25 protein-coding genes are annotated in these 24,391 nt (G+C 67.8%); 12 read left to right on the top strand and 13 right to left on the bottom strand.

Annotated features, from left to right (window positions below; genetic code table 11):
* Positions 1-50 precede the first annotated feature (50 nt).
* Complete coding sequence (locus AC1Q6V_RS15640; protein WP_011614926.1) at positions 51-938, top strand: LysR family transcriptional regulator; 888 nt, start codon at positions 51-53, stop codon at positions 936-938.
* On the opposite strand, the gene AC1Q6V_RS15635 is transcribed toward AC1Q6V_RS15640, so the two are convergent.
* Positions 935-2,665, bottom strand: a complete 1,731-nt coding sequence (locus AC1Q6V_RS15635; protein WP_454750158.1) for an acetate--CoA ligase — start codon at positions 2,663-2,665, stop codon at positions 935-937. The two genes, AC1Q6V_RS15640 and AC1Q6V_RS15635, sit on opposite strands and share 4 nt — an antisense overlap.
* A 168-nt stretch (positions 2,666-2,833) precedes the next feature.
* On the opposite strand from AC1Q6V_RS15635, the gene AC1Q6V_RS15630 reads away from it, so the two are divergent.
* The gene (locus AC1Q6V_RS15630) at positions 2,834-3,733 is read left to right on the top strand and encodes an alpha/beta fold hydrolase (RefSeq protein ID WP_058696906.1); all 900 of its coding nucleotides are present in this window, start codon (positions 2,834-2,836) and stop codon (positions 3,731-3,733) included.
* A gap of 16 nt (positions 3,734-3,749) precedes the next feature.
* Here AC1Q6V_RS15630 and AC1Q6V_RS15625 read toward each other — a convergent pair whose 3' ends face one another.
* The gene (locus AC1Q6V_RS15625) at positions 3,750-4,835 is read right to left on the bottom strand and encodes an NAD(P)/FAD-dependent oxidoreductase (protein ID WP_010808985.1); all 1,086 of its coding nucleotides are present in this window, start codon (positions 4,833-4,835) and stop codon (positions 3,750-3,752) included.
* Positions 4,836-5,005: 170 nt separating this feature from the next.
* Between AC1Q6V_RS15625 and AC1Q6V_RS15620 the strand changes: the two genes are divergently transcribed.
* The 7 genes from AC1Q6V_RS15620 to AC1Q6V_RS15590 all read left to right on the top strand — a co-directional run bounded on the left by AC1Q6V_RS15620 (position 5,006) and on the right by AC1Q6V_RS15590 (position 11,039).
* A complete protein-coding gene (locus AC1Q6V_RS15620; protein ID WP_058696905.1) occupies positions 5,006-5,851 on the top strand; it encodes a 3',5'-nucleoside bisphosphate phosphatase in 846 nt (281 codons plus the stop codon).
* A 71-nt stretch (positions 5,852-5,922) separates the two neighbouring features.
* Positions 5,923-6,546 (top strand): L-threonylcarbamoyladenylate synthase, encoded by a 624-nt coding sequence (locus tag AC1Q6V_RS15615; protein ID WP_010808983.1) that lies wholly within the window; start codon positions 5,923-5,925, stop codon positions 6,544-6,546.
* 79 nt (positions 6,547-6,625) lie between these two features.
* Positions 6,626-7,291, top strand: a complete 666-nt coding sequence (locus tag AC1Q6V_RS15610; protein WP_010808982.1) for a site-2 protease family protein — start codon at positions 6,626-6,628, stop codon at positions 7,289-7,291.
* 16 nt (positions 7,292-7,307) lie between these two features.
* On the top strand, positions 7,308-7,886 hold the full coding sequence (locus tag AC1Q6V_RS15605) for a class I SAM-dependent methyltransferase (RefSeq protein ID WP_011614930.1): 579 nt from the start codon (positions 7,308-7,310) through the stop codon (positions 7,884-7,886).
* Between the two features lie 137 nt (positions 7,887-8,023).
* Positions 8,024-8,908 (top strand): 4-hydroxy-tetrahydrodipicolinate synthase, encoded by an 885-nt coding sequence (gene dapA / locus AC1Q6V_RS15600; RefSeq protein WP_010808980.1) that lies wholly within the window; start codon positions 8,024-8,026, stop codon positions 8,906-8,908.
* A 48-nt stretch (positions 8,909-8,956) separates the two neighbouring features.
* Positions 8,957-10,183, top strand: a complete 1,227-nt coding sequence (gene bamC / locus AC1Q6V_RS15595) for an NlpB/DapX family lipoprotein (RefSeq protein ID WP_010808979.1) — start codon at positions 8,957-8,959, stop codon at positions 10,181-10,183.
* 67 nt (positions 10,184-10,250) lie between these two features.
* Complete coding sequence (locus tag AC1Q6V_RS15590; protein WP_010808978.1) at positions 10,251-11,039, top strand: MBL fold metallo-hydrolase; 789 nt, start codon at positions 10,251-10,253, stop codon at positions 11,037-11,039.
* Between the two features lie 93 nt (positions 11,040-11,132).
* Here AC1Q6V_RS15590 and AC1Q6V_RS15585 read toward each other — a convergent pair whose 3' ends face one another.
* On the bottom strand, positions 11,133-11,369 hold the full coding sequence (locus tag AC1Q6V_RS15585; protein WP_037024358.1) for a hypothetical protein: 237 nt from the start codon (positions 11,367-11,369) through the stop codon (positions 11,133-11,135).
* A 199-nt stretch (positions 11,370-11,568) separates the two neighbouring features.
* Positions 11,569-12,774 (bottom strand): cupin domain-containing protein, encoded by a 1,206-nt coding sequence (locus tag AC1Q6V_RS15580; protein ID WP_174549450.1) that lies wholly within the window; start codon positions 12,772-12,774, stop codon positions 11,569-11,571.
* 11 nt (positions 12,775-12,785) lie between these two features.
* Here AC1Q6V_RS15580 and AC1Q6V_RS15575 point away from each other — a divergent pair, with 11 nt between their 5' ends.
* Positions 12,786-13,313 (top strand): FKBP-type peptidyl-prolyl cis-trans isomerase, encoded by a 528-nt coding sequence (locus AC1Q6V_RS15575; RefSeq protein ID WP_026201125.1) that lies wholly within the window; start codon positions 12,786-12,788, stop codon positions 13,311-13,313.
* Positions 13,314-13,395: 82 nt separating this feature from the next.
* On the opposite strand, the gene AC1Q6V_RS15570 is transcribed toward AC1Q6V_RS15575, so the two are convergent.
* From AC1Q6V_RS15570 to AC1Q6V_RS15545, 6 genes are all read right to left on the bottom strand, one after another.
* On the bottom strand, positions 13,396-14,445 hold the full coding sequence (locus tag AC1Q6V_RS15570) for a hypothetical protein (protein WP_010808975.1): 1,050 nt from the start codon (positions 14,443-14,445) through the stop codon (positions 13,396-13,398).
* Positions 14,442-17,141 (bottom strand): DNA mismatch repair protein MutS, encoded by a 2,700-nt coding sequence (mutS, locus tag AC1Q6V_RS15565; protein ID WP_454750164.1) that lies wholly within the window; start codon positions 17,139-17,141, stop codon positions 14,442-14,444. The genes AC1Q6V_RS15570 and mutS overlap by 4 nt, the downstream gene beginning before the upstream one ends.
* Positions 17,142-17,375: 234 nt before the next feature.
* Complete coding sequence (locus AC1Q6V_RS15560) at positions 17,376-17,810, bottom strand: universal stress protein (protein ID WP_010808973.1); 435 nt, start codon at positions 17,808-17,810, stop codon at positions 17,376-17,378.
* A gap of 52 nt (positions 17,811-17,862) precedes the next feature.
* Positions 17,863-18,975, bottom strand: a complete 1,113-nt coding sequence (gene ppk2 / locus AC1Q6V_RS15555) for a polyphosphate kinase 2 (protein ID WP_010808972.1) — start codon at positions 18,973-18,975, stop codon at positions 17,863-17,865.
* Between the two features lie 13 nt (positions 18,976-18,988).
* Positions 18,989-19,204 (bottom strand): HP1242/YdcH family protein, encoded by a 216-nt coding sequence (locus AC1Q6V_RS15550; protein ID WP_010808971.1) that lies wholly within the window; start codon positions 19,202-19,204, stop codon positions 18,989-18,991.
* Positions 19,205-19,427: 223 nt separating this feature from the next.
* Positions 19,428-20,246 (bottom strand): inositol monophosphatase family protein, encoded by an 819-nt coding sequence (locus AC1Q6V_RS15545; protein WP_010808970.1) that lies wholly within the window; start codon positions 20,244-20,246, stop codon positions 19,428-19,430.
* Positions 20,247-20,437: 191 nt separating this feature from the next.
* Here AC1Q6V_RS15545 and AC1Q6V_RS15540 point away from each other — a divergent pair, with 191 nt between their 5' ends.
* Both AC1Q6V_RS15540 and cysE read left to right on the top strand, forming a co-directional pair.
* A complete protein-coding gene (locus AC1Q6V_RS15540; protein ID WP_454750157.1) occupies positions 20,438-21,268 on the top strand; it encodes an RNA methyltransferase in 831 nt (276 codons plus the stop codon).
* A gap of 305 nt (positions 21,269-21,573) precedes the next feature.
* Positions 21,574-22,317, top strand: a complete 744-nt coding sequence (gene cysE, locus AC1Q6V_RS15535; RefSeq protein ID WP_010808968.1) for a serine O-acetyltransferase — start codon at positions 21,574-21,576, stop codon at positions 22,315-22,317.
* A gap of 30 nt (positions 22,318-22,347) precedes the next feature.
* On the opposite strand, the gene AC1Q6V_RS15530 is transcribed toward cysE, so the two are convergent.
* The 3 genes from AC1Q6V_RS15530 to AC1Q6V_RS15520 form a co-directional block, all read right to left on the bottom strand.
* Complete coding sequence (locus tag AC1Q6V_RS15530; protein ID WP_041687246.1) at positions 22,348-23,145, bottom strand: UDP-2,3-diacylglucosamine diphosphatase; 798 nt, start codon at positions 23,143-23,145, stop codon at positions 22,348-22,350.
* Positions 23,146-23,211: 66 nt separating this feature from the next.
* On the bottom strand, positions 23,212-23,712 hold the full coding sequence (locus AC1Q6V_RS15525) for a peptidylprolyl isomerase (RefSeq protein WP_010808966.1): 501 nt from the start codon (positions 23,710-23,712) through the stop codon (positions 23,212-23,214).
* A 23-nt stretch (positions 23,713-23,735) separates the two neighbouring features.
* Positions 23,736-24,317, bottom strand: coding sequence for a peptidylprolyl isomerase (locus AC1Q6V_RS15520; RefSeq protein ID WP_010808965.1), 582 nt, complete (start codon positions 24,315-24,317; stop codon positions 23,736-23,738).
* Positions 24,318-24,391: the final 74 nt, after the last annotated feature.

The following is a 24,391-nucleotide window of genomic DNA, read 5'->3' as shown; positions in this document are numbered from 1 at the left end:
GGCTACAGTTCCTTTTTCTCCGGAACTTTGTGTCCGCAATCGGGGGCATCATGGACAGCCTCAGTGGCTTCGCAGTGTTTGTGCAGGTGGCCGAGACCCGCAGTTTTGTCGCGGCGGGGCGCTTGCTTGGGGTGTCGGCCTCCGCCGTCGGCAAGAGCGTGGCGCGGCTGGAAGAAAGGCTCGGCGTACGGCTGTTCCACCGCAGCACGCGCAGCGTGACGCTGACCGCCGAAGGCACGCTGTTCCTGGAGCGCAGCCGCCGCGTGCTCGCCGAGATCGAAGCGGCGGAGCTGGAGCTGGCCGAAGCCACCGCGGCACCGCGCGGCCGCCTGCGGGTGAGCCTGCCGCTGGTCAGTTCACTGGTCTTGCCCGTGCTGGGCGACTTCATGCGCGCGTATCCGGACATCGAGCTGGACCTGGATTTCACCGACCAGCTGGTCGATGTCATCGAGGAGGGCTTCGATGCGGTGGTCCGCACCGGCGAGCCCGCCGACTCGCGCCTGTCGGCACGCAGGCTGGGTGCGTTCCAGGCGATGCTGGTGGCATCGCCCGACTACCTCGCGCAGCGTGGCACGCCGAAGCTGCCTGCCGACCTGACCGGCCATGCCTGCCTGCATTACCGTTTCCCGCATACCGGCAAGCTCGAGGCCTGGCCGCTGCGGCGCGCGCCGGGCGAGCCCGAGCTGGCGCTGCCGACATCGATGATCTGCAACAACATCGAGACGCGCCTGTGTTTTGCGCTGCGCGGCCTGGGCATTGCCTGCCTGCCGGATTTCGCCATCCGCGAGCAGCTCGCCGATGGCAGCCTGTGCCAGGTACTGGCTGGCCATGTGGGGCCAGCCAAGGCCTTTCACGTGCTCTGGCCGGCGAGCAGGCATCCCTCGCCCAAGGTGAGGGCGCTGGTCGATTTCCTCTGCGAGCGGGTCTTTCCTGCCTAGGCGCGCTTGCCCGCGCGCGCTTCCTCCAGCAAGCGCAGCACGCGCCGCTGGATCTTGCCGGTGGTGGTCATCGGCAGCTGGTCGATGAATTCGATCGCCTTCGGGTATTCATACGGCGCCAGCTGGCCGCGCACATGCGCCTGCAGCTCCGTGACCAGCGCCGCGTCGCCGTCGAACGAGCGCGCCACCGACGGTGTCAGCACCACGAAGGCCTTGACCACGGCGCCGCGCTCGGGGTCGGGCGAGGGCACCACGGCGCAGTTGGACACCGCCGGATGCTTGAGCAGGCAGTTCTCGATCTCGCTCGGCCCGATGCGGTAGCCCGAGGACTTGAACACATCGTCGGCACGCCCCTGGTACCACAGGTAGCCATCGGCATCGACGCGCGCCAGGTCGCCGGTGCGGCACCAGCGCAGGCCGTTGCGCTCGGCGTACTTGCCCGCGGTGGCGGCTTCGTTCTTCCAGTAGCCGAGGAAGAACACCGGGTCCGGATGCCCGGCGCTGTCGGTGGCGCATACCGCGACCTCGCCGTCCTCGCCCGGCGCGCAGGGCTGGCCTTCGTCGTCGATCACCTGCACGCGGTGGCCCGGATAGGGACGCCCCATCGAGCCCGGCCGTGCCGGCCAGCCCAGCTGCTTGTCGTCGTTCTGCGCGGTGCAGTTGCCGACGATGTAGTTGATCTCGGTCTGGCCGAACATCTCGTTGACGATCACGCCCAGCGCATCGCGGCACCAGCCGAACACGGTCTCGCCCACGGCCTCGCCGGCGCTCATCAGCGCACGCAGCCTGATGTCGTAGCGCTGCCGCGGCTCGGGGCAGGCCTTCATCATCTGCTTGAGCGCGGTCGGGAACAGGAAGGTGTTGGTGACGGCGTAGCGCTCCAGCAGCTCGAAGGCGCGCTCGGCGGAGAAGCGGCCCTGGTAGCCGACGATGGGCTTGCCGAAATACAGCGCCGGCATCAGCGCATCCCACAGGCCGCCGGTCCAGGCCCAGTCGGCCGGGCTCCAGAACACGTCGTCGTCCTGCGGATACCAGTTCTGCGAGCAGACAAAGCCGGTCAGGTTGCCGATCAGCGCGCGGTGCGGGATCAGCGCGCCCTTGGGCGGGCCGGTGGTGCCGCTGGTGTAGATCAGCACCGCGGCCTCGTCGGCCTTGGTCTGCTCGGCGACAAAAGTCGGCAGCTGCGCGGCCAGCAGCACGTCCCAGTCGTGGTCGCCGCGGCCATGCGCGCCGCCGGCGGCAATCACGGTGGCCAGCGTCGGGCATTCCGGGCGCGCGGCCAGCACATTGTCGATGGAAGTCTCGTCCGCGATCGCCACATTGGCTTCGCTGTGTGCGATACGGTAGGCCAGCGCCTCGGGCCCGAACAGCATCGACAGCGGCATGGCGATGGCGCCGAGCTGGTAGATCGCCATATGCGCGATCACGGTCTCGATCCGCTGCGGCATCACGATTGCCACGCGGTCGCCGCGCGCCACGCCCAGTGCGCGCAGCGCCGCCGACAGGCGGTTGGCTTCGGCCTGGATATGGGCAAAGGTATGCGCGTTGCGGCGGCCGTCCTCATGCTCGGTATAGACCGCGATGCGGTCCATCGTGGCCGGGTCGCGCGCCCAGCGCCCGCAGCAGGCCTCGGCGATATTGAAATGCGGGGGGATTTCCCAGCGGAAGGATTCATACAGGGCGCGATAGTCGTCGCGCCGGCTTGCCGGCAAGGCAGCTGCGGCCATCCAAGGTCTCCGGTAGGTCCGGCTCGCGCGGCCACGGGGCCCCCGGAATGGCGGCGGCCGCTATAATGCGCGCAAGCGAACGATCGTTCTATTTTGCGTGGGCTCCCTCGCCAGCCCCCGTGGCGCCGCGCCCGGCGGCAGGAAGACCCGCGCGCAAGGGTGGAGACAATGACAATCAAGGAAACCTCGCGGTCTGAATTTATCACGTTGCGCGGACTGCGCTACCACGTGCGCCACTGGGGCCAGCCCGGCGCGCGCAAGCTGTTCATGCTGCATGGCTGGATGGATGTGTCCGCGTCGTTCCAGTTCCTGGTCGACCACCTGCGCGGCGACTGGCATGTGATTGCGCCGGACTGGCGCGGGTTTGGCGAGAGCGACTGGCCCACGCGCTACCCGGGCACGCAGTCGTACTGGTTCGCCGACTATATCGCCGACCTGGAGGCCTTGCTCGACCACTATGAGCCCGACGGCCAGGTCGACCTGGTCGGCCACAGCATGGGCGCCAACGTGATCTGCCTGTATGCCGGCATCCGCCCGCAGCGCGTGCGCCGCGTGGTGGACCTGGAGGGCTTCGGTATGACGGCGACGCGGCCGGTGCATGCGCCGAAGCGCTATGCGCGCTGGCTCGACGAACTGCGCACCGGCTCGGCGCTGAAGACGTATGACAGCGTGGACGGCGTTGCCGCCCGGCTGCAGAAGACCAACCCGCGCTTGCCCGACGACCGTGCCGCCTTCCTGGCCGCGCACTGGTCGCGCCGCAATGCGGAGGGCCGCTGGGAGATCCTGGGAGATCCGGCGCACAAGCTGGTCAACCCGATGCTGTACCGGCTCGATGAGGTGATGGCGATCTGGGAGCAGGTCAGCGCGCCAGTGCTGCATGTGGAAGCGCGCGATTCTGCAACGCTGCGCAATATCGCCCACAAGCAGGCCATCGACGAATTCAAGGAGCGCTTCCGCGCCTTCCGCGACTTCCGTGAAGCCGTGGTCGATGATGCCGGCCACATGCTGCATCACGACCAGCCCGCGGCGGTGGCGGAGCTGGTGGAATCGTTCTGTAGCGCGGTGTGAGCGCTGGCGCCGCCGCTCAGGCGTGCGTCAGCTTTTCCTTCAGCGCGGCATTGTTGCTGGTGTGCACGTGCACCAGCGCCTTTTCCGGGAAGGCGTAGTGGTAGGCGCGGCGCAACGCCAGCGCGGCCTCGTGGAAGCCTGACAGGATCAGCTTCTGCTTGTTGGTGTAGTAGGCGATATCGCCCGCGGCAAAGATGCCGCGGCGCGAGCTTTCATAAGTGGTGGTGTCGACCAGGATGCGGCCGGCGCGCATGTCCATGTCCCACTGCGCGATCGGGCCCGGCTCGGACACCAGGCCGTACAGCGCCACCAGTTCATCGGCGGGCAGCACCGTGCTGCCGTCGCGGGTGCGCACCTCGACCTCGGTCAGCGGGCCGTCCTGGCCTTCGGTGCGCAGGGCGCCGAGCATGCCGACCACGAAATCCATCTCGCCGGCCGCCACTGCCTCGCGCATTTCCGCGACGGTGCCGTCGGCCGCGCGGAAGCCTTCGCGCCGGTGCAGCAGAGTCACTCGCGCAGCCACCTTGCGCAGCGCGAGCGCCCAGTCCAGCGCCGAGTCGCCGCCGCCGGCCACCACCACGCGCTTGCCGGCAAAGCGCGACACATCACGCACGGCGTAGTGCACGTGGCGGCCTTCCAGTGCCGGCGCTTCCGGCAGCGATACACGCTGCGGCGCAAACGCGCCCGCGCCGGCGCAGATCAGCACCGCAGAGACATCGAAGCGCTTGCCGCCGTCAGTGGTGACCAGCAGGCGCTCATGGGCGGCATGCCCGTCAGGTGCCGGCTGCCGCGGGATTTCGGACAGGCTCTCCGCGCGCTGGCCGAAGTGCATCGGGAAAGCGAACGGTGCGCATTGCTCCAGCAACCGGTCGACCAGGTCTTGCGCCAGGCAGCCCGGCACGGCGGGGATGTCGTAGATCGGTTTTTCGGGATAGAGCTCGGTGCACTGGCCGCCGGCCCGGTCGAGCACATCGATCAGCTCGCATCTGAGGCCGAGCACGCCGGCCTGGAACGCGGCAAAGAGCCCGACCGGGCCGGCGCCCACGATCAGGACATCGGTGGTGGTGACGGGGGTTGGTGCGAGAGGGGTAGCGGTGGACATTGGGCATGGCGGGCACGCCAGGTGCCCGCAAAAAGACGGTGCAAGGCCCGACTATACCCCGCACATCGCCCGTTTCCGCCCACGCCAGCGTTGCCGGCAGGGCTTTGGCATGGCTTTCCAGGGGGCGCCCGCGTCACGCATGGAGGGGGCGACGGGAGTAGAATGGCCCCATGCAAAACGCCCACGCCATCAATGCCGACCTGCATTGCCATTCCACCGTGTCCGACGGCACGCTGGCGCCGCGCGCCATCGCGGAAATCGCCCGCGACGCGGGTGTCGCGTTCTGGGCCCTGACCGACCACGACGAACTGGGCGGGCAGGCCGAGGCGCGTGCCGCGGCCGAGGAATTCGGCATGCGCTATGTGCCGGGCGTGGAGATCTCGGTGACCTGGGCCGGGCAGACCGTGCATATCGTCGGCCTGCAGATCGACCCGCACTGCCCGGAACTGATCGACGGCCTGACCGATACCCGCTCGGGCCGCGCGCGCCGCGCGCGCGATATTGCCGACGCGCTGGCAAAAGTGGGCATCACAGGCGCCTATGAAGGGGCGCTGCAGCACGTGGGCAACCCGGACCTGATCTCGCGCACGCACTTTGCGCGCTGGCTGGTCGACCAGGGCCGTTGCGCCACCGTGGGCGAGGTCTTCAGCGAGTACCTGTCGGAAGGCCGCCCCGGCTATGTCGGCCACCGCTGGGCCAGCCTGGCCGACGCAGTCGGCTGGATCCGCGCCGCCGGCGGCATCGCCGTGATGGCGCACCCGGGCCGCTACAATTACACCGATACTCAGCACGACGCGCTGTTCGATGAATTCACCGCCCTGGGCGGTGGCGCCGTCGAGGTCGTGACTGGCAGCCACACGCCCGACCAGTACCGCCGCTATGCCGCGGTGGCCCGCCACTACGGGCTGCTGGCCTCGCGTGGCTCGGACTTCCACGGCCCTGGCGAAGGGCGCGTTGAGCTGGGCAAGCTGCCGCCGCTGCCGTCGACGGTGACGCCGGTCTGGCACGACTGGTAGGTGCAAGCCCGGCCTGGCCGGGGTACCCCCCAGATTCCGCTCCGATCTGTCCGAATCCGCCACCCTGGTCCATGTCACAGTACTTCGAGATCCATCCGCTCAATCCGCAGTCGCGCCTGGTCAAGCAGGCCGCCCAGATCCTGCAGAAGGGCGGCCTGATTGCGCTGCCGACCGATTCCAGCTATGCGCTGGCCTGCCGGCTCGACGACAAGGCCGCCGTCGAGCGCCTGCGCCGGCTGCGCGGCATCGATGACCGCCACCACCTGACGCTGATGTGCCGCGACCTGTCCGAGCTCGGCAACTTTGCGCGCGTCGACAACCGGCAGTACCGCTGGCTCAAGGGCGCCACGCCGGGCCCGTACGTGTTCATCCTGGAGGCGACCAAGGAGGTGCCGCGGCGGCTGTCGCACCCGGCGCGCAAGACCATCGGCGTGCGCGTGCCTGAACACGCGATTCCGCTGGCGCTGCTGGGCGAGACCGGCGAGCCGCTGATCTCGGCCACGCTGCAGATGCCGGGCGACGAAGAGCCGCTCAACGACCCGGCGGAAATCCGCGCGCGGCTGGAGAAGCAGCTTGACCTGGTGGTGTGCGGCGGCCCGGCGCCGGCGCAGCCGACCACGGTGATCGACCTGACCGGCGGCGAGCCCGAGCTGATCCGCGCGGGCCGCGGCGACGTCGGGCGCTTCGGGCTCTGACTTCCCCGGGCGCTGCCACCCCGCCTGGCGGGTGCACGAGCGTGCGCCTGGGCGGCGCCGGGCCGTTACAATAGGGGCCATGGATTCCTCCCTTATCCAGACCTTCGCGGTCTATGCCCTGCCGGTGCTGTTCGCCATCACGCTGCATGAGGCCTCGCATGGCTACGTGGCCAAGCTTTTCGGCGACGACACGGCCTATGCGCTCGGGCGCGTCAGCCTGAACCCGATCCGCCATATCGATCCGATCGGCACCATCGCGGTGCCGCTGCTGCTCTACATCATGACCAGCGGCCAGTTCGTGTTCGGCTATGCCAAGCCGGTGCCGGTGGCGTTCGAGCGCCTGCGCAACCCGCGCTGGCACGGCATGTGGGTGGCGCTGGCCGGGCCGGCCAGCAATGTGGTGCAGGCCTTCGTCTGGGTGCTGCTGGCCATCGGCCTGACCTGGGGCGGCGTGCGCGAGCCGTTTTTCGGCGAGATGGCGCTGGCGGGCGTGCGCGTCAACCTGGTGGTGGCAGCCTTCAACCTGTTCCCGGTGCCGCCGCTGGACGGCGGCCGCGTGCTGACCGCGCTGCTGCCGCAGGGCATTGCCCGCGCGGTGTCGCGCATCGAGCCGTACGGCATCTTCGTGGTGCTGGCGCTGGTGGCCGCGGGCGTGATCACCACGATCTGGATGACGCCGGTGGTCAATGTGCTGATGTCGCTGATCGAGCTGATGCTGCGCCCGATCGTGATGCTGCTGCATTGACGTGCAGGGGAACGCCATGACGCTATCGCATGCCGGGCTTTCGGCGCCATCCCCCTGGGTTGCCCGCTGGGCCCGCCTGCTGCGCCCCGGCGCGCGGGTGCTGGACCTGGCCTGCGGCAGCGGCCGCCATGCCGCCTGGCTGGCGGCACGCGGCTACACGGTGCTGGCCGTCGACCGCGACGGCGAGGCCATCGCCGGCCTGCCGGCCGGCGTGACCGGCCGGGTGGCCGACCTGGAGCAGGGCGCCTGGCCGCTGGCCGGCGAGGCGCCGTTCGACGCCATCGTCGTCACCAACTACCTGCACCGGCCGCTGTGGCCGCACCTGGCGGCGGCACTGGCGCCCGGCGGCATGTGGATTTATGAAACCTTTGCCGCGGGCAATGAAACCGTCGGCAAGCCGTCGCGGCCGGATTTCCTGCTGCGGCCGGGCGAATTGCTCGAAGTGGCGCGCCAGCATGGCCTGCGCGTAGTCGCCTATGAGGATGGCCTGGTCGAAGTGCCGAAAACAGCCTTCGTGCAGCGGATATGTGCGGTGCGCGAGGCGGCTGGCGGCGCCGATGCGCCCGCGCCGGCACGCTACCGGCTCGACGCCTGAGCCAGGCACGGCGCTGTCGGCGAGAATGCCGCTGCACACGTTGAAACAGTTGGTATCAACCCCTGTCCGGGCGGCGGTCGAGGCGGCCTGCGGTTCCGGTACAATCCCCTTATTCGCATCCCGAATTCCTTAACGTTATGACACAGATTACCGGCAGCATTGTCGCCATCGTTACCCCGATGCATGAAGACGGCAGCCTGGACTTCCCGGCCCTGCGCGCACTGGTCGACTGGCACGTGGCCGAAGGCACCGACGGCATCGTGATCGTGGGCACCACCGGCGAGTCCCCGACGGTTTCCGTCGAGGAGCACTGCGAACTGATCCGCGTTGCCGTGGAACAGGCCGGCAAGCGCATCCCGATCATCGCGGGCACCGGCGGCAACTCCACCAAGGAGGCCATCGAGCTGACCGCCTTCGCCAAGAAGGTGGGCGCCGATGCGTCGCTGCAGGTCGTGCCGTACTACAACAAGCCGACCCAGGAAGGCATGTACCGGCATTTCCGCACCATCGCCGAAGCGGTGGAGCTGCCGGTGCTGCTGTACAACGTGCCGGGCCGTACGGTCGCGGACATGAACAACGAGACCATCCTGCGCCTGGCGCAGGTGCCGGGCATCGTCGGCGTCAAGGAAGCGACGGGCAATATCGACCGCGCCGCGCAGCTGATCAAGGACGCGCCGGAAGGCTTTGCCATCTACAGCGGCGATGACCCCACCGCGGTTGCGCTGATCCTGCTGGGCGGCCACGGTAATATCTCGGTCACCGCCAACGTGGCACCGCGCAAGATGCACGAGATGTGCGTCGCGGCGCTCAAGGGCGACGTCGTCACCGCGCGCCGCCTGCACATGGAGCTGATCGGGCTGAACAAGGCCATGTTCATCGAGGCCAACCCGATCCCGGTCAAGTGGGCGCTCCAGCAGATGGGCAGGATGGAAGGCGGTATCCGCCTGCCGCTGACCCCTCTGTCCGAGGCCAACCACGACTATGTACGCAAGGCACTGGCCGCCGCCGGCCTGCTGGCCTGATCTTTCGCGGCGTCCTGCTGTCGCACCACCTACTAGGATTGCGTGTCAATGAAACTGAAGCTTAACCGCCGCGGCGCGACGCAAGTCCGCCGCGCCGCCCTGGTTGTGCCCGTGCTCGCCGCTGGCGTGATCACCGGCTGCAGCAGCATCAACGAAGCGATGCAGCCGGACAAGATCGACTACAAGTCGTCGGCCTCGAAGCGCACGCCTACGCTGGATATCCCGCCCGACCTGACCAAGCTGGAGGGCGATCGCCGCTATTCGGTGCCCGATGCGAACGGCACCTCGACGCTGTCGACGTACAGCCAGGCCACCAAGGTGCGCGAGCAGTCCCCGAGCGAGAACGTGCTGCCCTCCGCCCAGGGTATCCGCATGGAGCGCGACGGCAACCAGCGCTGGCTGGTGATCAGCAACGGCATGCGCGGCGACCAGCTGTGGCAGCAGCTGCGCGGCTTCTGGCAGGAAAGCGGTTTCCTGCTGGTGCAGGACTCGCCCGAGACCGGCATCATGGAAACCGACTGGGCCGAGAACCGCGCCAAGATCCCGCAGGACATCATCCGCAACACCATTGGCAAGGTCTTCGACGGCCTGTACTCGACCTCGGAGCGCGACAAGTTCCGCACCCGCGTCGAGCGTTCGCAGAACGGCACGCTGGAGGTCTTCATCAGCCACCGCGGTGCGCAGGAGCAGCTGACCGGCATCGACAAGTCGAGCACGGTCTGGACCCCGCGTCCGGCCGATCCTGAGCTGGAAGCCGAATTCCTGTCGCGCCTGGCCCAGCGCCTGGGCGTGCAGAAGGAACAGGCCGACCGCATGGCCAAGAACCCGGCGGCGGCGGGCAATGCCGCAGCCGCTGCGGGCACGGCCGCCGCTGCTGGCGCTGCTGCTGGTGCCGATGGCGCCGCGCCGGCCAAGTCGTACCTGTCCCAGGTCAACGGCGCTCCGGCGCTGCAGCTGCCCGAACCGTTCGACCGCGCCTGGCGCTCGGTCGGTCTGTCGCTGGACCGCGTGAACTTCACGGTTGAAGACCGCGACCGCGGCCAGGGCCTGTACTACGTGCGCTATGTCGACCCGCGCACCGTTGCCGACAGCCGTGGCTTCTTCTCCAAGCTGTTCACCAAGCCGGAAGATTCCAAGACCGCCAAGAAGTATCGCGTGTCGCTCAAGGGCACGGGCAGCGGCACGCTGGTGACGGTGCTCAACGATGCCGGCCAGCCTGAGAACGGCGAAATCGGCAAGCGCATCCTGTCGCTGATCGACGAGCAACTGCACTGAGCCGGCGCATGACTGCTGGCATGCCAGCCGGCCGTCCTGGCCGGTGCCTGGCGGGGAGGGCGCGGCCATGATGCGCTTCGCCTTCCTCGGCAGTGGCAGCGAGGGCAACTCGCTGCTGATCGAATCCCGCGAAGACACCACCACCACGCGCGTGCTGCTCGACTGCGGCTTCGGCATCCGCGAGACCGCGCGGCGCCTGGAGCGCCTGGGCGTCGCGCCGGACCAGCTCGACGCCGTGCTGGTGACGCACGAGCATGGCGACCACGTCGGCTCGGCCTACGCCTTTGCCGCCCGCCACCGCCTGGCGGTGTACACCAGCCACGGCACCTGGCTGGCGACCTCGCACCTGCGCGGCGCCGATGCGGCCGACGTGCGCGTCTGCGGCGCCGACCATGCCTTTGCCATCGGCGGACTGCAGGTGCTGCCGTACACCGTGCCGCACGATGCGCGCGAGCCGCTGCAGTTCGTCTTGTCGGACGGGCAGGCAAGGCTGGGTGTGTTGACCGATGCAGGCATGGAGACGCCTTACGTGACGGCGCGCCTGGCAGGCGTGGATGCGCTGGTGCTGGAATGCAACCATGACCGCGAGATGCTGCGCAATTCGGTCTATCCGGCTTCGCTGAAGCGGCGCATCGGCGGGGACTTCGGCCACCTGGCCAATGAAGTGGCGGCCAGTATCCTGGCGCAAGTTGCCCATGCCGGCCTGAACCGCGTGGTCGCGGCCCACCTCAGCAAGCAGAACAATACGCGTGAGCTGGCAACGGGGGCGCTGGCAATGGCATTGGGTGCGTTGCCGTCCGAGGTGCTGGTGGCAGACCAGGACGAGGGCCTGGACTGGCAGGCGGTGCGCGCCTGAGGGATGCGTGGATTCGGCAGGGCGCAGTGCGGTAGCAGCGCCCAAATAAAAAAACCGGCCCGAAGGCCGGTTTTTTCATCGGTCAGGAACCGATTACTGCTTGGCAGCCGGAGCCGAAGCGTCAGCAGCCGGAGCCGAAGCGTCAGCAGCCGGAGCAGCAGCAGCCGGAGCGGCCGGGGCTTCAGCAGCGGGAGCCGAAGCTTCAGCGGCCGGAGCGGCAGCAGCCGGAGCAGCCGTGTCAGCGGCCGGAGCGGCAGCTTCTTCCTTCTTGCCGCAAGCGGCGAGAGCAACAGCGGCCAGCAGCGATGCGATCAGGAGAGACTTCTTCATTGTTCGTCCTTTAACTTGTAATAACGGAAAACAGGCGATGAATAATTACCGGTAATTATCGCTCTTGAACTGCAAAATAGAGGCCCTCCCGGGTCCCGATAAATGCAATGGTCCACAGTACTAGCCAGCCAACAATTATATCCGCGTTTTCCCGGCTTGTGTAGCGCCGAAATTTACTGATTCGCAATGTTACGTATTATTACAGCCGCGGGCCCAATTGCAGCCATCCTTCCAGCGTCCAGTGATGGAAAGTTTCCATCAGATCGGGTAGGTCCGCGCAAGCCGCAACATCTTCGCTACTAAGCTGCCGATAATCGGCCAACTTTTTCAGCCATTGCATCAGTTCGGCCGGCGGCTCGTAGGCTTCTCCATTGAGGAAGAAATTCGCGCGGTCGTAAAGCGCAATCGATGCTGATGGCAGTACCACACCATGGCGGGCCGCCAGTGTCGCATAACGGCGCAACGGCATGTCGGGTATCTCTGCAAATTCAACGCCAGGTTTGGGTTCTGACAGATGGCTGCCGAGGAATTCGGACACCATCTGGCTATTCCATTGCAACGCCTTGAGCCGCTCGGCGACTGCCTTGGCCATGCCGGCGGGTAACTGCGCGGGCCGCGTGGCGGCGCGCTCGCCGGCGTCGGCATAACGGCCGCCGAGGTCTTCATTGTCTTCGACCGTTTCAGACAGCCAGGCCAGGAAATGCCCGGCCAGCTCGCGGTAGGCCGGCGCGCGGAAGCCGATCGAGCAGGTCATGCATTCGCCTTCGGCAATGCCATCGTGCGCATATTGCGGCGGCAGGTAGAGCATGTCGCCGGGTTCGAGCACCCATTCCTGTTCTGCGTTGAAGTCGGCGAGGATCTTCAGCGGCATGTCCGGGATCAGCTCAAGGCTGGTCTGCGACGAAATGCGCCAGCGGCGCCGGCCCGAGACTTGCAGCAGGAACACGTCGTAGGAGTCGAAATGCGGGCCCACGCCGCCGCCGTCGGTGGCGTAGCTGATCATCAGGTCGTCCAGGCGCGCGTCCGGCACGAAACGGAAGCGGCCCATCAGTTCCGCCGCGGCGGCGTCATGCAGATTTACCCCTTGCACCAGCAGGGTCCACTGGCGGGCCTTGACGCCGGGCAGGTTTTCGCGCGCAAATGGGCCATGCGCGAGTTTCCAGCGGTTACGGAAGTGCGTCACCAGGCGCGATTCGACGTCATCGCTGTCGGCCAGGTCGAAAAGAGCCTCGCGCGACACAGGCGGCACGATTCCGGGTACTGCCTGTCGAATCAGCAGGGGCTTGCGATGCCAGATATCCCGCATGAATGCAGCAGGCGTCATGCCACCAAGCAGGTCGAGCGGAGTGTCTGGATCGACGGGGCCAGGGGGCAGGGCCTGCGCGTATAATGCGGAATCGTTCATGGAGTCAAGAATTGAAAATCGCTAAGAATACTGTGGTGTCCGTGATGTACAAGCTGTCGGACGCGCAAGGCAATCTGATCGAGGAGTCAGATGAAGCCATGGTTTATTTGCACGGCGGGTATGATGGCACGTTCCCCAAGATCGAGGAAGCGCTCGACGGTCATGACGCGGGCTTCGAGACCCAGTTGCAGCTGGAGCCGGAAGACGCGTTCGGCGACTATGACGCCGATATGGTGAAGGTCGAGCCGCGCAACCGCTTCCCCGAGCCGCTGGAAGTCGGCATGCAGTTCGAAGGCATGCCCGAAGATGGCGACGAAGAGGACTCCGTCATCTACACCGTGACCGACGTGGCCGAGGACAAGGTCGTGCTGGATGGCAACCATCCGCTGGCCGGCATGGCGCTGCGCTTCTGGCTGAAGGTCTCCGAAGTCCGCGAGGCCACCGCCGAGGAAATCGAGCACGGCCACGCCCATGGCGCCTCGGGCGTTGAAGTCGTCGATGAGGATGAGGACGACGACACGCCGCGCACGCTGCACTGATCGCGCTGCACGGTTCGTATTCCGCACCCCAGGAAAAAGCCGGCCGCAGCCGGCTTTTTCGTTGTCGGGCCGGCGAGCGGTCTCAGCGCGGTGCCGGTGCGTCCTTGAGCATGACCGCGAACGGTGAGGCCGCGCCCGGCGTGATCACCAGTTCGGCCCATTGCGAGACCGTGTTGGCGGGCAGTGACACACGCGTGAAGTTCTGCATGACCTTGCCGGCCGCATCGCGCAGCGGCTTGTCGATGCCGAAGCCGTTGTCCGCCCCGTTGGCCCCGTTCCCGCCCGCATGCACCAGCAGCACCTGGCCGCGGAAACGACCGGCCAGCTCGCGCAGCTGGCGCTTGAATTCCAGGTAGCCGTCGCGGGTGCGGTGGCGCATGAAGCCGTCCAGCAGCGTCGGGCGGCCTTTCTTCTCCCAGCCGTTGGCAAAATGCGGGTCGGCGTGGACCACCACCACGATGCCGTTCAGGTCGCGTTGCCGCGCCACCGAGAACGCGCGCGCCAGCCACTGGCGGTTGGCCTCGCGCCGGTCCTCGAACTCGCCGTTGCGCCCGCCTTCGTCGCGGTAGTGGTTGTTGTCACCCGGCAGGTTCATGCCGACGAGCAGGATATCGGCCACCTCCATGCGCATGTTCTCGCGGAAGCTGCGGAACAGCGCCTGGTCCGACTGCCGGTGCAGCGGTCGCGGATGCCGGCCGAGCGTGGCGTCCTCGGGGAAGAACAGCTCACGCAGCCGGTTCAGGCGCTCGACCGCGTCAAAGCCGCCGTTGACCGGCAGCCGGCATTCGGACCAGTCGGTCTCGCCGGGCACGTAGACCAGCGGCAGCGGCGACTGGTCCAGCAATTGCTGGCGGTTGCCCAGCACCGCATCGCTGCACGACTCCGTATCGCCCTTGATGCCGCCGGCATGAATGACCAGGTCCAGCTTGCGCTCGCCGAAGTAGTCGAGCAGTGCCGCCGCGTTGGCCTCCGCGGCCGGCCACTGGGGCAGGTCGGCGATCAGCGCGATGCGCGTCAGCTTTGGCCTGGCCGGTGCCTTGCCGGCGCGGCCCGCGGGCGCGGCCGATGCCATGCCGGCCGTGCAAAGCAGCGGCAGCAGCATGGCAAGCAGGGCACGGCGTGCAGCGTTCATGCGGCGTCGAGCGCCTCGCCTGCCAGTGCCTTGAGCCGGTACAGCGCCTCCAGCGCTGCGCGCGGCGTCAGGGTGTCGGGATCCAGGTTGGCCAGCGCATCGACCAGCGCGGCCTGTTCGGGTGCGAGCGTGGGTGCCAGCGGCGCGGGCACGGCCGACGGGGCAGCGCCGAAGTCGTCCTCGTCGTCATCCGGCGTTGGCGGTGCCGCGAACAGGTCCAGCTGCGGCGTGGGCGTGGCGTCGGCCGATTGCTGCTCCAGCCAGGCCAGGTGCTTGCGCGCGGCGCGGATCACCGGCTGCGGCACGCCGGCCAGCTGCGCTACCTGCAGGCCGTAGCTCTGGCTGGCGGGGCCGTCCTGCACTGCGTGCAGGAAGACAATGCCATCGCCATGCTCGACCGCCGACAGGTGCACGTTGGCTGCCTGCGGAAACTCTTGCGGCAGCTGCGTCAGCTCGAAGTAATGCGTGGCGAAGAGGGTATGGCTGCGGTTGTGCGACAGCAGGTGACGCGCGATCGCCCAGGCCAGCGCCAGCCCGTCGAAGGTCGACGTGCCGCGCCCGATCTCGTCCATCAGCACCAGCGAAGCCGGGGTCGCGTGGTGCAGGATGCCGGCGGCCTCGGTCATCTCGACCATGAAGGTGGAGCGGCCGCCCGCGAGGTCATCGGCGGCGCCGATGCGGGTAAAGATGCGGTCGATCGGCCCGATCACCGCGCGCCGCGCCGGCACGTAGGCGCCGACACAGGCCAGCAGCACGATCAGCGCGGTCTGGCGCATGAAGGTCGACTTGCCGCCCATGTTCGGGCCGGTGATCAGCAAGAGCTTGCGCGCTTCGTTGAGCTGGCAGTCGTTGGCGATGAACGCCACCGACTCGGCCGCGAGTTGGCCTTCGACCACCGGGTGGCGGCCCTGCACGATGTCGACCACGTTCTCGGCGACGCGCTCAGGCGCGGACCAGTCCAGCGTCTGTGCGCGCTCGGCCAGTGCCGTCAGCACGTCCAGGCGCGCCAGCGCGCCCGCCACCCGCTGCAACTCGCCGATGTGCGGCAGCAGCGCCTGCAGCAGGCCGTCGTAGAGCTGCTTCTCGCGCGCGAGCGCGCGGTCTTGCGCCGACAGCGCCTTGTCTTCGAAGGCCTTCAGCTCAGGCGTGATGTAGCGCTCGGCATTCTTCAGCGTCTGGCGGCGGCGGTAGTCGTCGGGCACCTTGTCGGCCTGGCCGTTGGTGACCTCGATATAGAAGCCATGCACGCGGTTGAACTCGACGCGCAGGTTGGCAATGCCGGTACGGGCGCGTTCGCGCGTTTCCAGGTCGATCAGGAACTGGCCGCAGTTCTCGGAGATGTCGCGCAGTTCATCCAGTCCGGCATCGTAGCCGCGCGCGATCACGCCGCCGTCGCGCACCACGGTGGCCGGCTCTTCGGCCACGGCGCGCACCAGCAGGTCCAGGCAGTCCTGCGGCACGGCCAGGTCGTGCAGGGTCTGCGCCAGCAAGGTGCTGCCCTGGTCATCTCGGATGCAGGCCTGCACGTCCGGCAGCGCGCGCAAGGTGTCGCGCAGCGAGGACAGGTCGCGCGGCCGCGCATTGAGCAGCGCCAGCCGCGAGGTGATGCGCTCGACGTCGGCCAGCCGGCGCAGCGCCGTGCGCAGGGCATCGGTGCCCTGGTCGATCAGCACGCCGATGGCCTGCTGGCGTGCCTGCGGCAGCGCCGGGTCGCGCAGCGGGTGGTGCAGCCAGTGGCGCAGCGCGCGGCTGCCCATGGCCGTGCAGCAGGTGTCCAGCAGCGAGAACAGCGTCGGCGACTCGCCGCCGCGCAGGGTCTCGGTCAGTTCCAGGTTGCGCCGCGTGGCGGAATCCAGGCCGACGTACTCCGATTCGCGCTCGACCTTCACGCCCTGCACATGGCGCAACGACTGGCCCTGCGTGGTGGCCGCGTAGTTCAGCAGCGCGCCGGCCGCGCCCAGCGCGGCACCCAGCCCGGCACAGCCGAACGGGTCCAGGCTGGCCACGCCCAGCTGCTCGCGCAGCCGGCGCGTGCCGGCGTCCTGGTCGAAATGCCATTCGGGCAGGCGGGTACGCGCGCACGCCAGCGCGGGCAGCTCGATGCCATCGGCATACAGCAGCTCGGCCGGGCGGATGCGCTCCAGCTCGGGGCCCAGCTGCGCTGCTTCGCATTCCATCAGGCGCAGCTCGCCGCTGGCCAGGTTCAGCCATGCCAGCCCGGTCTTGCTGACGCCGCGGCGCGTGGTCTGCTGGTGCACCGCCATCAGGAAGGTATCGGCCTTGTCCGGCAGCAGCGCGGCGTCGGTGAGCGTGCCCGGGGTGACGATGCGCACCACCTTGCGCTCCACCGGCCCCTTGCTGGTGGCCGGGTCGCCGATCTGCTCGCAGATCGCCACGGATTCGCCCAGCTTCACCAGGCGCGCCAGGTACTGGTCCGCCGAGTGGAAGGGGATGCCGGCCATGCGGATCGGCACCCCATTGGAGGCGCCGCGCGCGGTCAGCGTGATGTCGAGCAGGCGCGCGGCCTTTTCGGCATCGTCGTGGAAGAGTTCGTAGAAGTCACCCATGCGGTAGAACAGCAGGGTGTCGGGGTGGTCTGCCTTGATGCGCAGGTATTGCTGCATCATTGGCGTGTGGCGGCTTGCGGCCGAATCTGCCTGCGCCTGTTCCGGGTCGGTTTTCTTCTGCAATCCCATTGCCATTCAGCCTGTCTGGCGGTGGGCCTGCGTGATGCCGCCCGCTCCGCTCGGATCGCCGCCTTGCGCAAGCCGGATAGCGGCCGCGCGGGGCGTCCGGGCGGTCATCCGACGGCCTGGGGCCGGGGCGCGAAGGGGCGTTTTCGAATATGGACGATATGGTACAGCACGGGGCAGCGGTTGCCGCGCCGCGCGGGCCGGATCCGGCCCGGCGGCGGGGTCAGCGGCGTGCCGTCAGCGGAACACCAGCACCGGCACGTCGCTGTGTGTCAGTACCTTCTGCGTCTCGCTGCCCAGCAGCAGCCCGCTGATGCCCTTGCGGCCGTGCGAGGCCATGAAGATGACGTCGCAACCGAGGTCCCGCGCGGCGTTGATGATGCCGTGATACGGGGCGCTGGCGGCCGAGACGTGGCCCGCGCAGGGGACGCCGGCCATTGCCGCCGCGGCCTCGATCTTGACCAGTTCCTGGCGCGCCAGTGCTTCCACGCGTTGCTGGAACACTTCGCGCCGCTCATGGGTGCTGTCGCTGCCCACCATGTAGGGGTAGGTCTCCACGCACATGTAGGGCGTCAGGCGCGCGGAGGCGGTGCGGGCAAACTGGATGGCGGCGGACACGGCCTTGTGGGAAAGCTCGGAACCGTCGACGGGCAGCAGGATGTGCTTGAACATAGGGGCCTTGGTAAAGGGAAAACGGAAGAAGTGCGGGAGTAGGGGGCGAAGTTCAATTGGCCAGCGCGCGCCCCACGATCAGCGGGTCGGGCTGCCCGATGGCAGTGGTGTCCCGGTTGCCGTAGGGGAAGCGCGACAGGATGGCGCGCAGCGCATTGAGCCGCGCGCGCTTCTTGCAGTCCGAGCGGATGACCGTCCACGGCGCATCGGCGGTGTCGGTGTGGGCGAACATGGCCTCCTTGGCCTGGGTGTATTCGTCCCATTTGTCCAGCGAGGCAAGGTCGACCGGGCTCAGCTTCCATTGCTTGAGCGGGTGGATCTCGCGCTCGCGGAAGCGCCGGCGCTGTTCCTTCTGGCTGACCGAGAACCAGAACTTGAACAGGTGGATGCCGCTGCGCACCAGATGCCGCTCGAAGTCCGGCGCCTGCTGCAGGAAGTCCTGGTATTCGCGCTGCGAGCAGAAGCCCATCACGTGCTCAACGCCGGCGCGGTTGTACCAGGAGCGGTCGAACAGCACGATCTCGCCGGCCGACGGCAGGTGCTGCACATAGCGCTGGAAGTACCATTGCCCGCGCTCGGCCTCGGTGGGTTTTTCCAGCGCCACCACGCGCGCGCCGCGCGGGTTCATGTGTTCCATGAAGCGTTTGATGGTGCCGCCCTTGCCGGCGGCGTCGCGCCCTTCGAATACGATCACCACGCGCTGGCCGGTCTCGCGCACCCAGGCCTGGAACTTGAGCAGCTCCACCTGCAGGCGGTACTTCTGCTTTTCATAATTGCGCCGCGACATCAGGTTCTGGTACGGGTACGCGCCTTCGCGCCAGCCCGCGGACAGCTCGTCGTCCGGGTGGCGCTTGCGGCCGGCCTGCCACGCGGCGGGATCGCCTTCGAGGATCAGGCTGCGCAGCTGCGCGGCCTCGTCGGGCGCCAGGCCGTCAAGCAGCGTGCGCATGGCGTCGAGCATGTCGGCGCCGTTGCCTGCGCGGCTGGCCAGGATGTCCTGCATGCTGCTGGCCGCCAGCTGCACCGAGGCGTCGACGGCGCTGTCGACTTCGTTGCGCTGGGCTGAAAGCGCCGAGTTGGTGGGCAGCACGTCACCCCTGGCCGTGGCGCGGGCACGTGGCGCGGTGGCGGTGTGGGAGGATTGGATGGTGTCGCGATCTGTCATCTGCGGTCCTCCGTCAGGCTGCGGTGTTGCGCAGGATCGCGTAGAGCTGGTCCTTGAGCAGGAGTTTCTCTTTCTTCAGCCGCTCGATCTCGAAGGTGGAGGCCGGCACCAGCCCCGACTCCATGTTGTGGATTTCCTGGTCCAGCGCGTTGTGGCGGTGGAACAGGCGCGCGAAGCGGGCATCCTGGGTCTTCAGGGTGGTGATCTGGTCGCGGTATTCGGGAAACATGCTGGCTCTCCTGATGGATCCGCGCGCACGGGGCGTGGCGCATGGTTTCATTTTGGGGAGGGCAGGGTGGGGCGACCTTGACGAGGATCATGGCCGTCTCGGGAATGAGAAAGGTCTGCAGTGCCGGGTGCGGTGGCACGCGGGGCGCACCATGCAAAAAGCCCGCCGGGGTGCGGCGGGCGTCGGGGTGTGGCTGATCTGGCCGTCAGGCCATGTGCCGGTGTCAGGCGGCGGGCTTGGCGTTGTCCAGCGAGAACGGCGACAGCAGGCGCACCATCTGGGCGAACGCCTTGGGATTGCCGGCCAGCACTTCGCCCTGTTCCATCTGGCGCGGCTCGCCGGCGTAGTTGCCGACCAGGCCGCCCGATTCGGTGATCAGCAGCATGCCTGCAGCCATGTCCCACGGCTGCAGGCCGCGCTCGAAGAAGCCGTCCAGGCGGCCGCAGGCCACATAGGCCAGGTCCAGCGCGGCGGCGCCCGGGCGGCGCAGGCCGGCGCAGTTGCGGGTCATCAGCGCGAACAATTCCATGTATTCGTCCAGGCCTTCCAGGTCGCGGAACGGGAAGCCGGTGCCGATCAGGCAGTCGGCCAGCTTGTCGCGGCGCGTAACGCGGATGCGGCGGTTGTTCAGGAAGGCGCCGGCGCCCTTGCTGGCGGTGAAGAGCTCGTCGCGGGTCGGGTCGTAGACCACGGCCTGCACGGGCGTGCCGCGGTGCAGCTGGGCGATCGAGACCGCGTATTGCGGGAAGCCGTGGATAAAGTTGGTGGTGCCGTCCAGCGGGTCGATGACCCAGGTGTACTCGTGGGAGTCTTCACCCTCGGCCCAGGACTGGCCGGATTCTTCCGCTAGAATGCCGTGTTCCGGGTAGGCCGTGCGCAGGATCTCGATCACCGCGGCTTCGGCGGCGCGGTCCACCTCGGTGACAAAATCGTTGTGTTGCTTGCGCGAGACGCGCACCAGATCGACGTCGAGCGACGCGCGGTTGATGATGGATCCCGCCTTGCGGGCCGCCTTGATGGCGATATTGAGCATCGGATGCATGAATCTCTCCAGGCCGGCCACGACGACGCGGCGGGGCGCAAAAGCGCCGCACGCCCGCTCATGGGCAGCTGACAACACAACGGATTGTAGAAGAACGTCGGGCGTCGCCGGTTCTGCTGCAAATGTGCCGCGAGAGTCTCGCGAGCAAGCAAAAACCTGGCGCCGCGCCAAAGAAGAACCCCGAATTGTATATGAACCCGGCAATTGATACGAGCCAGCCCGTTGCCGATGGCAACAGCGGTGATACCGGCGGCAACGCTTTTGGCCGCGTGCGCTTCGTGCTGGTCGAAACCAGCCACCCGGGCAACGTGGGCTCGGTGGCGCGCGCGATCAAGACCATGGGCTTCGGCAGCCTGGTGCTGGTCTCGCCACGCGAGCCGGATGTGCTGCGGCACTCCGACGCCGTCGCCATGGCCAGCGGCGCCGACGATGTGCTGGCAGGCGCGCTCATCGTCGATCAGGTCGACGCGGCGCTGGCCGGCGCCGCGCTGACCGTGGCGATGACCGCGCGCCACCGCGAATTCGGCCCGCCGCGGCTGCTGCCGCGCGCGGCAGCGGAACGTGCGCGCCAGACGCTGTCCGGCAGCGGCGGCGTTGCCTTCGTGTTCGGCAACGAGCGCTATGGCCTGCCCAATGAAGTGGTCGAGCGCTGCAACGCAGTCACCCATATTCCCGCCAACCCCGCCTATACCTCGCTCAACCTGGCGCAGGCAGTGCAGCTCATCGCCTACGAGATGCGGCTGGCGCTGCTGGAGGCGGCCCCGGACGCCGTCGCCAATATCGGCTATGCTGGTGAGCCGGCCACGGCCGAGCAGGTCGAGGCCATGTTCGGCCATCTGCAGACGGGCCTGGAGGCAATCGGTTTTCTCGATCCGTCCAACCCGCGCAGGCTGATGACCCGGCTGCGCCGGCTGCTGGCACGCAGCGGCCTGGAGCGCGAGGAAGTGAATATCCTGCGCGGCATCGCCAAGCATATGCTGATCGCCGCGCAGAACCAGCCGGGCCCGCACAAGGACCGGTGACAGGAGCAAGGACAGTGGCAGCAAACCGGAGCGATTCGATGCAGGGCGAGGCAGGCACGCGCGGCAAGCGCGCGTGCTGTCGCCCCGCGGCTGCGGGTTTGCGCAGGCCCGGGCGATGTTGATCGCAGCATCGCCGCAATGTCCCTGACGGATCAGGGGCCAAACACCGGTACCCCAAGCGGGCCCGGCAAATCACTTACACTCCCTGATCCCGTCCCCACCGGCCACTGACCTCGCCGGCGACCCTGCCCCGGGCACCAGCCCGCGTGGCGCGGCGCACGGCGCGGCAACACGACACGACCAAGATGTTCTCTCGCCTGAAGGAAGATATCGACACCATCATGCTGCGCGATCCCGCCGCGCGCAGCCGCCTGGAAGTGCTGACCTGCTACCCCGGCCTGCATGCCGTGGTGTTCCACCGCTTTGCGCATCGATGCTGGAACGCGGGCTTCCACTGGCTGGGGCGTTGGATCTCGCACTGGGCGCGGTTTTTCACCGGCATCGAAATCCATCCGGCGGTCAAGCTGGGCCGGCGCGTGTTCATCGACCACGGCATGGGCGTGGTGATCGGCGAGACCGCCGAGATCGGCGATGACTGCACCATCTACCAGGGCGTGACGCTGGGCGGCACCTCGCTGTACAAAGGCCAGAAGCGGCACCCCACGCTGGGCGCCAACGTGGTGGTGAGCGCGGGCGCCAAGGTGCTGGGCGGATTCGTGGTGGGCGACGGCGCGCGCGTGGGCTCCAACGCGGTGGTGCTCAAGCCGGTGCCGCCGGGCGCGACCGCCGTGGGCATCCCGGCACGCATCATCCTGCCGGATGCGCCATCGGCGCAGCAGGGTGCCAAGCAGGAGTTCTCGGCCTATGGCATCACGCCCAATGCGGACGATCCGGTGTCGCTGGCGCTCAAGAGCCTGATCGACAATGCGGGGCGCCAGCACGACCGCATCGAGGCGGTGCTGGCCGCGCTCGACCGGCTTGGCGAACACCTGGAGAATACGCCGAACGATCCCTTCGATGCGAGCGAACTGCGCAGGCTGATGAAGTGAGCGGGAAAGGGGCCGGGCCGGCGCTGCCGCTCAGTCGGTCTGCGGCAACAGGCGGAAGCCGTCGCGATCTAGTTGCAGCACCGCGGCGCGCGGATGGGCGCCGTCCAGGTCCCAGTCAGTGAGTACCCAGCGCACGCCGGCGGCTTCCTCATGCCGTGCCGGGCGGTGCGTGTGTCCATGCACCAGCAGCGACGCACCGGCGGCGCCGAGCAACTCGGCCGCGGCCGCGGGCGCCACGTCACCATAAATCACCGGAACGGCCGCTCCCGCGCTCAACTGCCTGGCGCGGTTGCCTTCACTGTCTGCCCGCAGCTTGCGGGCGATCGACAGACGCGCGCTCAGCGGCAGTGCCAGGAACACGCGTTGCACCCAGCGCTTGCGGGTCCAGCGGCGGAAGCGGTTATAGCGTTCGTCGTCGATGCACAGCATGTCGCCGTGGCTCAGCACCACGCGCTGGCCGGCACAGTGGATCACGGCGGGGTCGGGCAGCAGGCTGGCACCGGCAGCGCTGGCGAAGCGCTGGCCCAGCAGGAAGTCGCGGTTGCCGTGCATCAGGTACACAGCCACGCCGCGCGCTGCCAGTGCGCGCAGGGCTGCGGTCACGCGCTGCGCGAAGGGCGAGTCGGTTTCTTCGTCGCCGATCCAGAATTCAAAGAAGTCGCCCAGGATGAACAGCGTGCGCGCGTGCTGCGCGGCGCGCTCGAGCGTGCGCTCGAAGGCCGCCAGCGTGCGGGGCATGCCGGGCGTCAGGTGCAGGTCTGAAATGAACCACGCCGGCGCCTGTGCCTCGAAGGGACCGGCCACCGGCGTGTGGGGGATTGCGGTCATGCGCGGTGTCGGAAGGGGAATGCCGGCACGTGGATGCGCACGGAACCGCAATCGTCAGGCATCGGCTTACTCGACGATGACGGCCTTCTCGATCACCACGTCTTCCAGCGGCACGTCCTGGTGGAAGCCCGAGCTGCCGGTGCGCACGCCCTTGATCTGGTCGACCACGTCGGTGCCTTCCACGACCTTGCCGAACACGGCATAGCCGAAGCCCTGCGGCGTGGGCGAGGAGAAGTTCAGGAAGTCGTTGTCGACCACGTTGATGAAGAACTGGGCGGTGGCCGAGTGCGGGGCGTTGGTGCGCGCCATGGCCACGGTGTAGCGGTCGTTCTTCAGGCCGTTGCCGGCTTCGTTCTCGATCGGGGCGTCGGTGCCCTTTTGCTTCATGCCGGGCTCGAAGCCGCCGCCCTGGATCATGAAGTTCTTGATCACGCGGTGGAAGATGGTGTTGTCGTAGTGGCCCTTGCGCACGTACGACAGGAAGTTCTCGACCGACTTCGGGGCCTTTTCGGCGTCGAGTTCAATGGTGATGACACCCTGGTTGGTGTGGAGCTGGACCTTGGACATGGGATTTCCTCTGTTCGGTAGTGTTATTTGACGACGGTGGCCGACTCGATCACGATCGGCGCGGCCGGCACATTGCGCATGGGGCCGTAGGCCGTGGTCGGCACGCTCTTGATCTTGTCGATCGTCTCCATGCCTTCCACCACCTTGCCGAACACTGCGTAGCCGTTGCCGTCCGGCTGCGGGTAGTCGAGATTCGGATTATCCACCACATTGACGAAGAACTGCGCGGTGGCCGAGTTGGGGTCGCTGGTGCGTGCCATGGCCACCGTGCCGGCCTTGTTCTTCAGGCCGCCGCGGGCTTCCAGCGGGATCGGAGCACGGGTGGGCTTTTCCTTCATGTCGCGGTCGAAGCCGCCGCCCTGCACCATGAAGCCATTGATCACGCGATGGAAGATGGTGCCACTGTAGAAGCCGCTCTTCACATATTCCAGGAAGTTCGCGACGGTCCTGGGCGCGGCCTCGGGGTAGAGCTCGACGGTGAACTTGCCGGCACTGGTGACGAACTGGACGCGCTCGGCGGCCTGCTGAGCCAGCGCGCTGAACGAGTACAGTGCCAGGGCGCCTGCGGTCAGGCCGGCCAGGACGATGCGGCGGGAACGGATCATGAAGGAACTCCGGTATGTCTGGATGATGCACATGGTCCGGGCGCGCCGCGCCCGGACCTTGGGATGAGTGGCCG

The organism is Cupriavidus sp. GW823-FHT07B10, assembly GCF_058794355.1.
The sequence above is the reverse complement of the archived record's forward strand: the minus strand, read 5'-3'. Positions and strand labels throughout refer to the sequence as shown.

Bases quoted from the DNA above. Each gene is read 5' to 3' on its own strand.
- AC1Q6V_RS15640 (WP_011614926.1), top strand. From the start codon at position 51: ATGGACAGCCTCAGTGGCTTCGCAGTGTTTGTGCAGGTGGCCGAGACC.
- AC1Q6V_RS15635 (WP_454750158.1), bottom strand. From the start codon at position 2,665: ATGGCCGCAGCTGCCTTGCCGGCAAGCCGGCGCGACGACTATCGCGCC.
- AC1Q6V_RS15630 (WP_058696906.1), top strand. From the start codon at position 2,834: ATGACAATCAAGGAAACCTCGCGGTCTGAATTTATCACGTTGCGCGGA.
- AC1Q6V_RS15625 (WP_010808985.1), bottom strand. From the start codon at position 4,835: ATGTCCACCGCTACCCCTCTCGCACCAACCCCCGTCACCACCACCGAT.
- AC1Q6V_RS15620 (WP_058696905.1), top strand. From the start codon at position 5,006: ATGCAAAACGCCCACGCCATCAATGCCGACCTGCATTGCCATTCCACC.
- AC1Q6V_RS15615 (WP_010808983.1), top strand. From the start codon at position 5,923: ATGTCACAGTACTTCGAGATCCATCCGCTCAATCCGCAGTCGCGCCTG.
- AC1Q6V_RS15610 (WP_010808982.1), top strand. From the start codon at position 6,626: ATGGATTCCTCCCTTATCCAGACCTTCGCGGTCTATGCCCTGCCGGTG.
- AC1Q6V_RS15605 (WP_011614930.1), top strand. From the start codon at position 7,308: ATGACGCTATCGCATGCCGGGCTTTCGGCGCCATCCCCCTGGGTTGCC.
- dapA (WP_010808980.1), top strand. From the start codon at position 8,024: ATGACACAGATTACCGGCAGCATTGTCGCCATCGTTACCCCGATGCAT.
- bamC (WP_010808979.1), top strand. From the start codon at position 8,957: ATGAAACTGAAGCTTAACCGCCGCGGCGCGACGCAAGTCCGCCGCGCC.
- AC1Q6V_RS15590 (WP_010808978.1), top strand. From the start codon at position 10,251: ATGATGCGCTTCGCCTTCCTCGGCAGTGGCAGCGAGGGCAACTCGCTG.
- AC1Q6V_RS15585 (WP_037024358.1), bottom strand. From the start codon at position 11,369: ATGAAGAAGTCTCTCCTGATCGCATCGCTGCTGGCCGCTGTTGCTCTC.
- AC1Q6V_RS15580 (WP_174549450.1), bottom strand. From the start codon at position 12,774: ATGAACGATTCCGCATTATACGCGCAGGCCCTGCCCCCTGGCCCCGTC.
- AC1Q6V_RS15570 (WP_010808975.1), bottom strand. From the start codon at position 14,445: ATGAACGCTGCACGCCGTGCCCTGCTTGCCATGCTGCTGCCGCTGCTT.
- mutS (WP_454750164.1), bottom strand. From the start codon at position 17,141: ATGGGATTGCAGAAGAAAACCGACCCGGAACAGGCGCAGGCAGATTCG.
- AC1Q6V_RS15560 (WP_010808973.1), bottom strand. From the start codon at position 17,810: ATGTTCAAGCACATCCTGCTGCCCGTCGACGGTTCCGAGCTTTCCCAC.
- ppk2 (WP_010808972.1), bottom strand. From the start codon at position 18,975: ATGACAGATCGCGACACCATCCAATCCTCCCACACCGCCACCGCGCCA.
- AC1Q6V_RS15550 (WP_010808971.1), bottom strand. From the start codon at position 19,204: ATGTTTCCCGAATACCGCGACCAGATCACCACCCTGAAGACCCAGGAT.
- AC1Q6V_RS15545 (WP_010808970.1), bottom strand. From the start codon at position 20,246: ATGCATCCGATGCTCAATATCGCCATCAAGGCGGCCCGCAAGGCGGGA.
- AC1Q6V_RS15540 (WP_454750157.1), top strand. From the start codon at position 20,438: ATGAACCCGGCAATTGATACGAGCCAGCCCGTTGCCGATGGCAACAGC.
- cysE (WP_010808968.1), top strand. From the start codon at position 21,574: ATGTTCTCTCGCCTGAAGGAAGATATCGACACCATCATGCTGCGCGAT.
- AC1Q6V_RS15530 (WP_041687246.1), bottom strand. From the start codon at position 23,145: ATGACCGCAATCCCCCACACGCCGGTGGCCGGTCCCTTCGAGGCACAG.
- AC1Q6V_RS15525 (WP_010808966.1), bottom strand. From the start codon at position 23,712: ATGTCCAAGGTCCAGCTCCACACCAACCAGGGTGTCATCACCATTGAA.
- AC1Q6V_RS15520 (WP_010808965.1), bottom strand. From the start codon at position 24,317: ATGATCCGTTCCCGCCGCATCGTCCTGGCCGGCCTGACCGCAGGCGCC.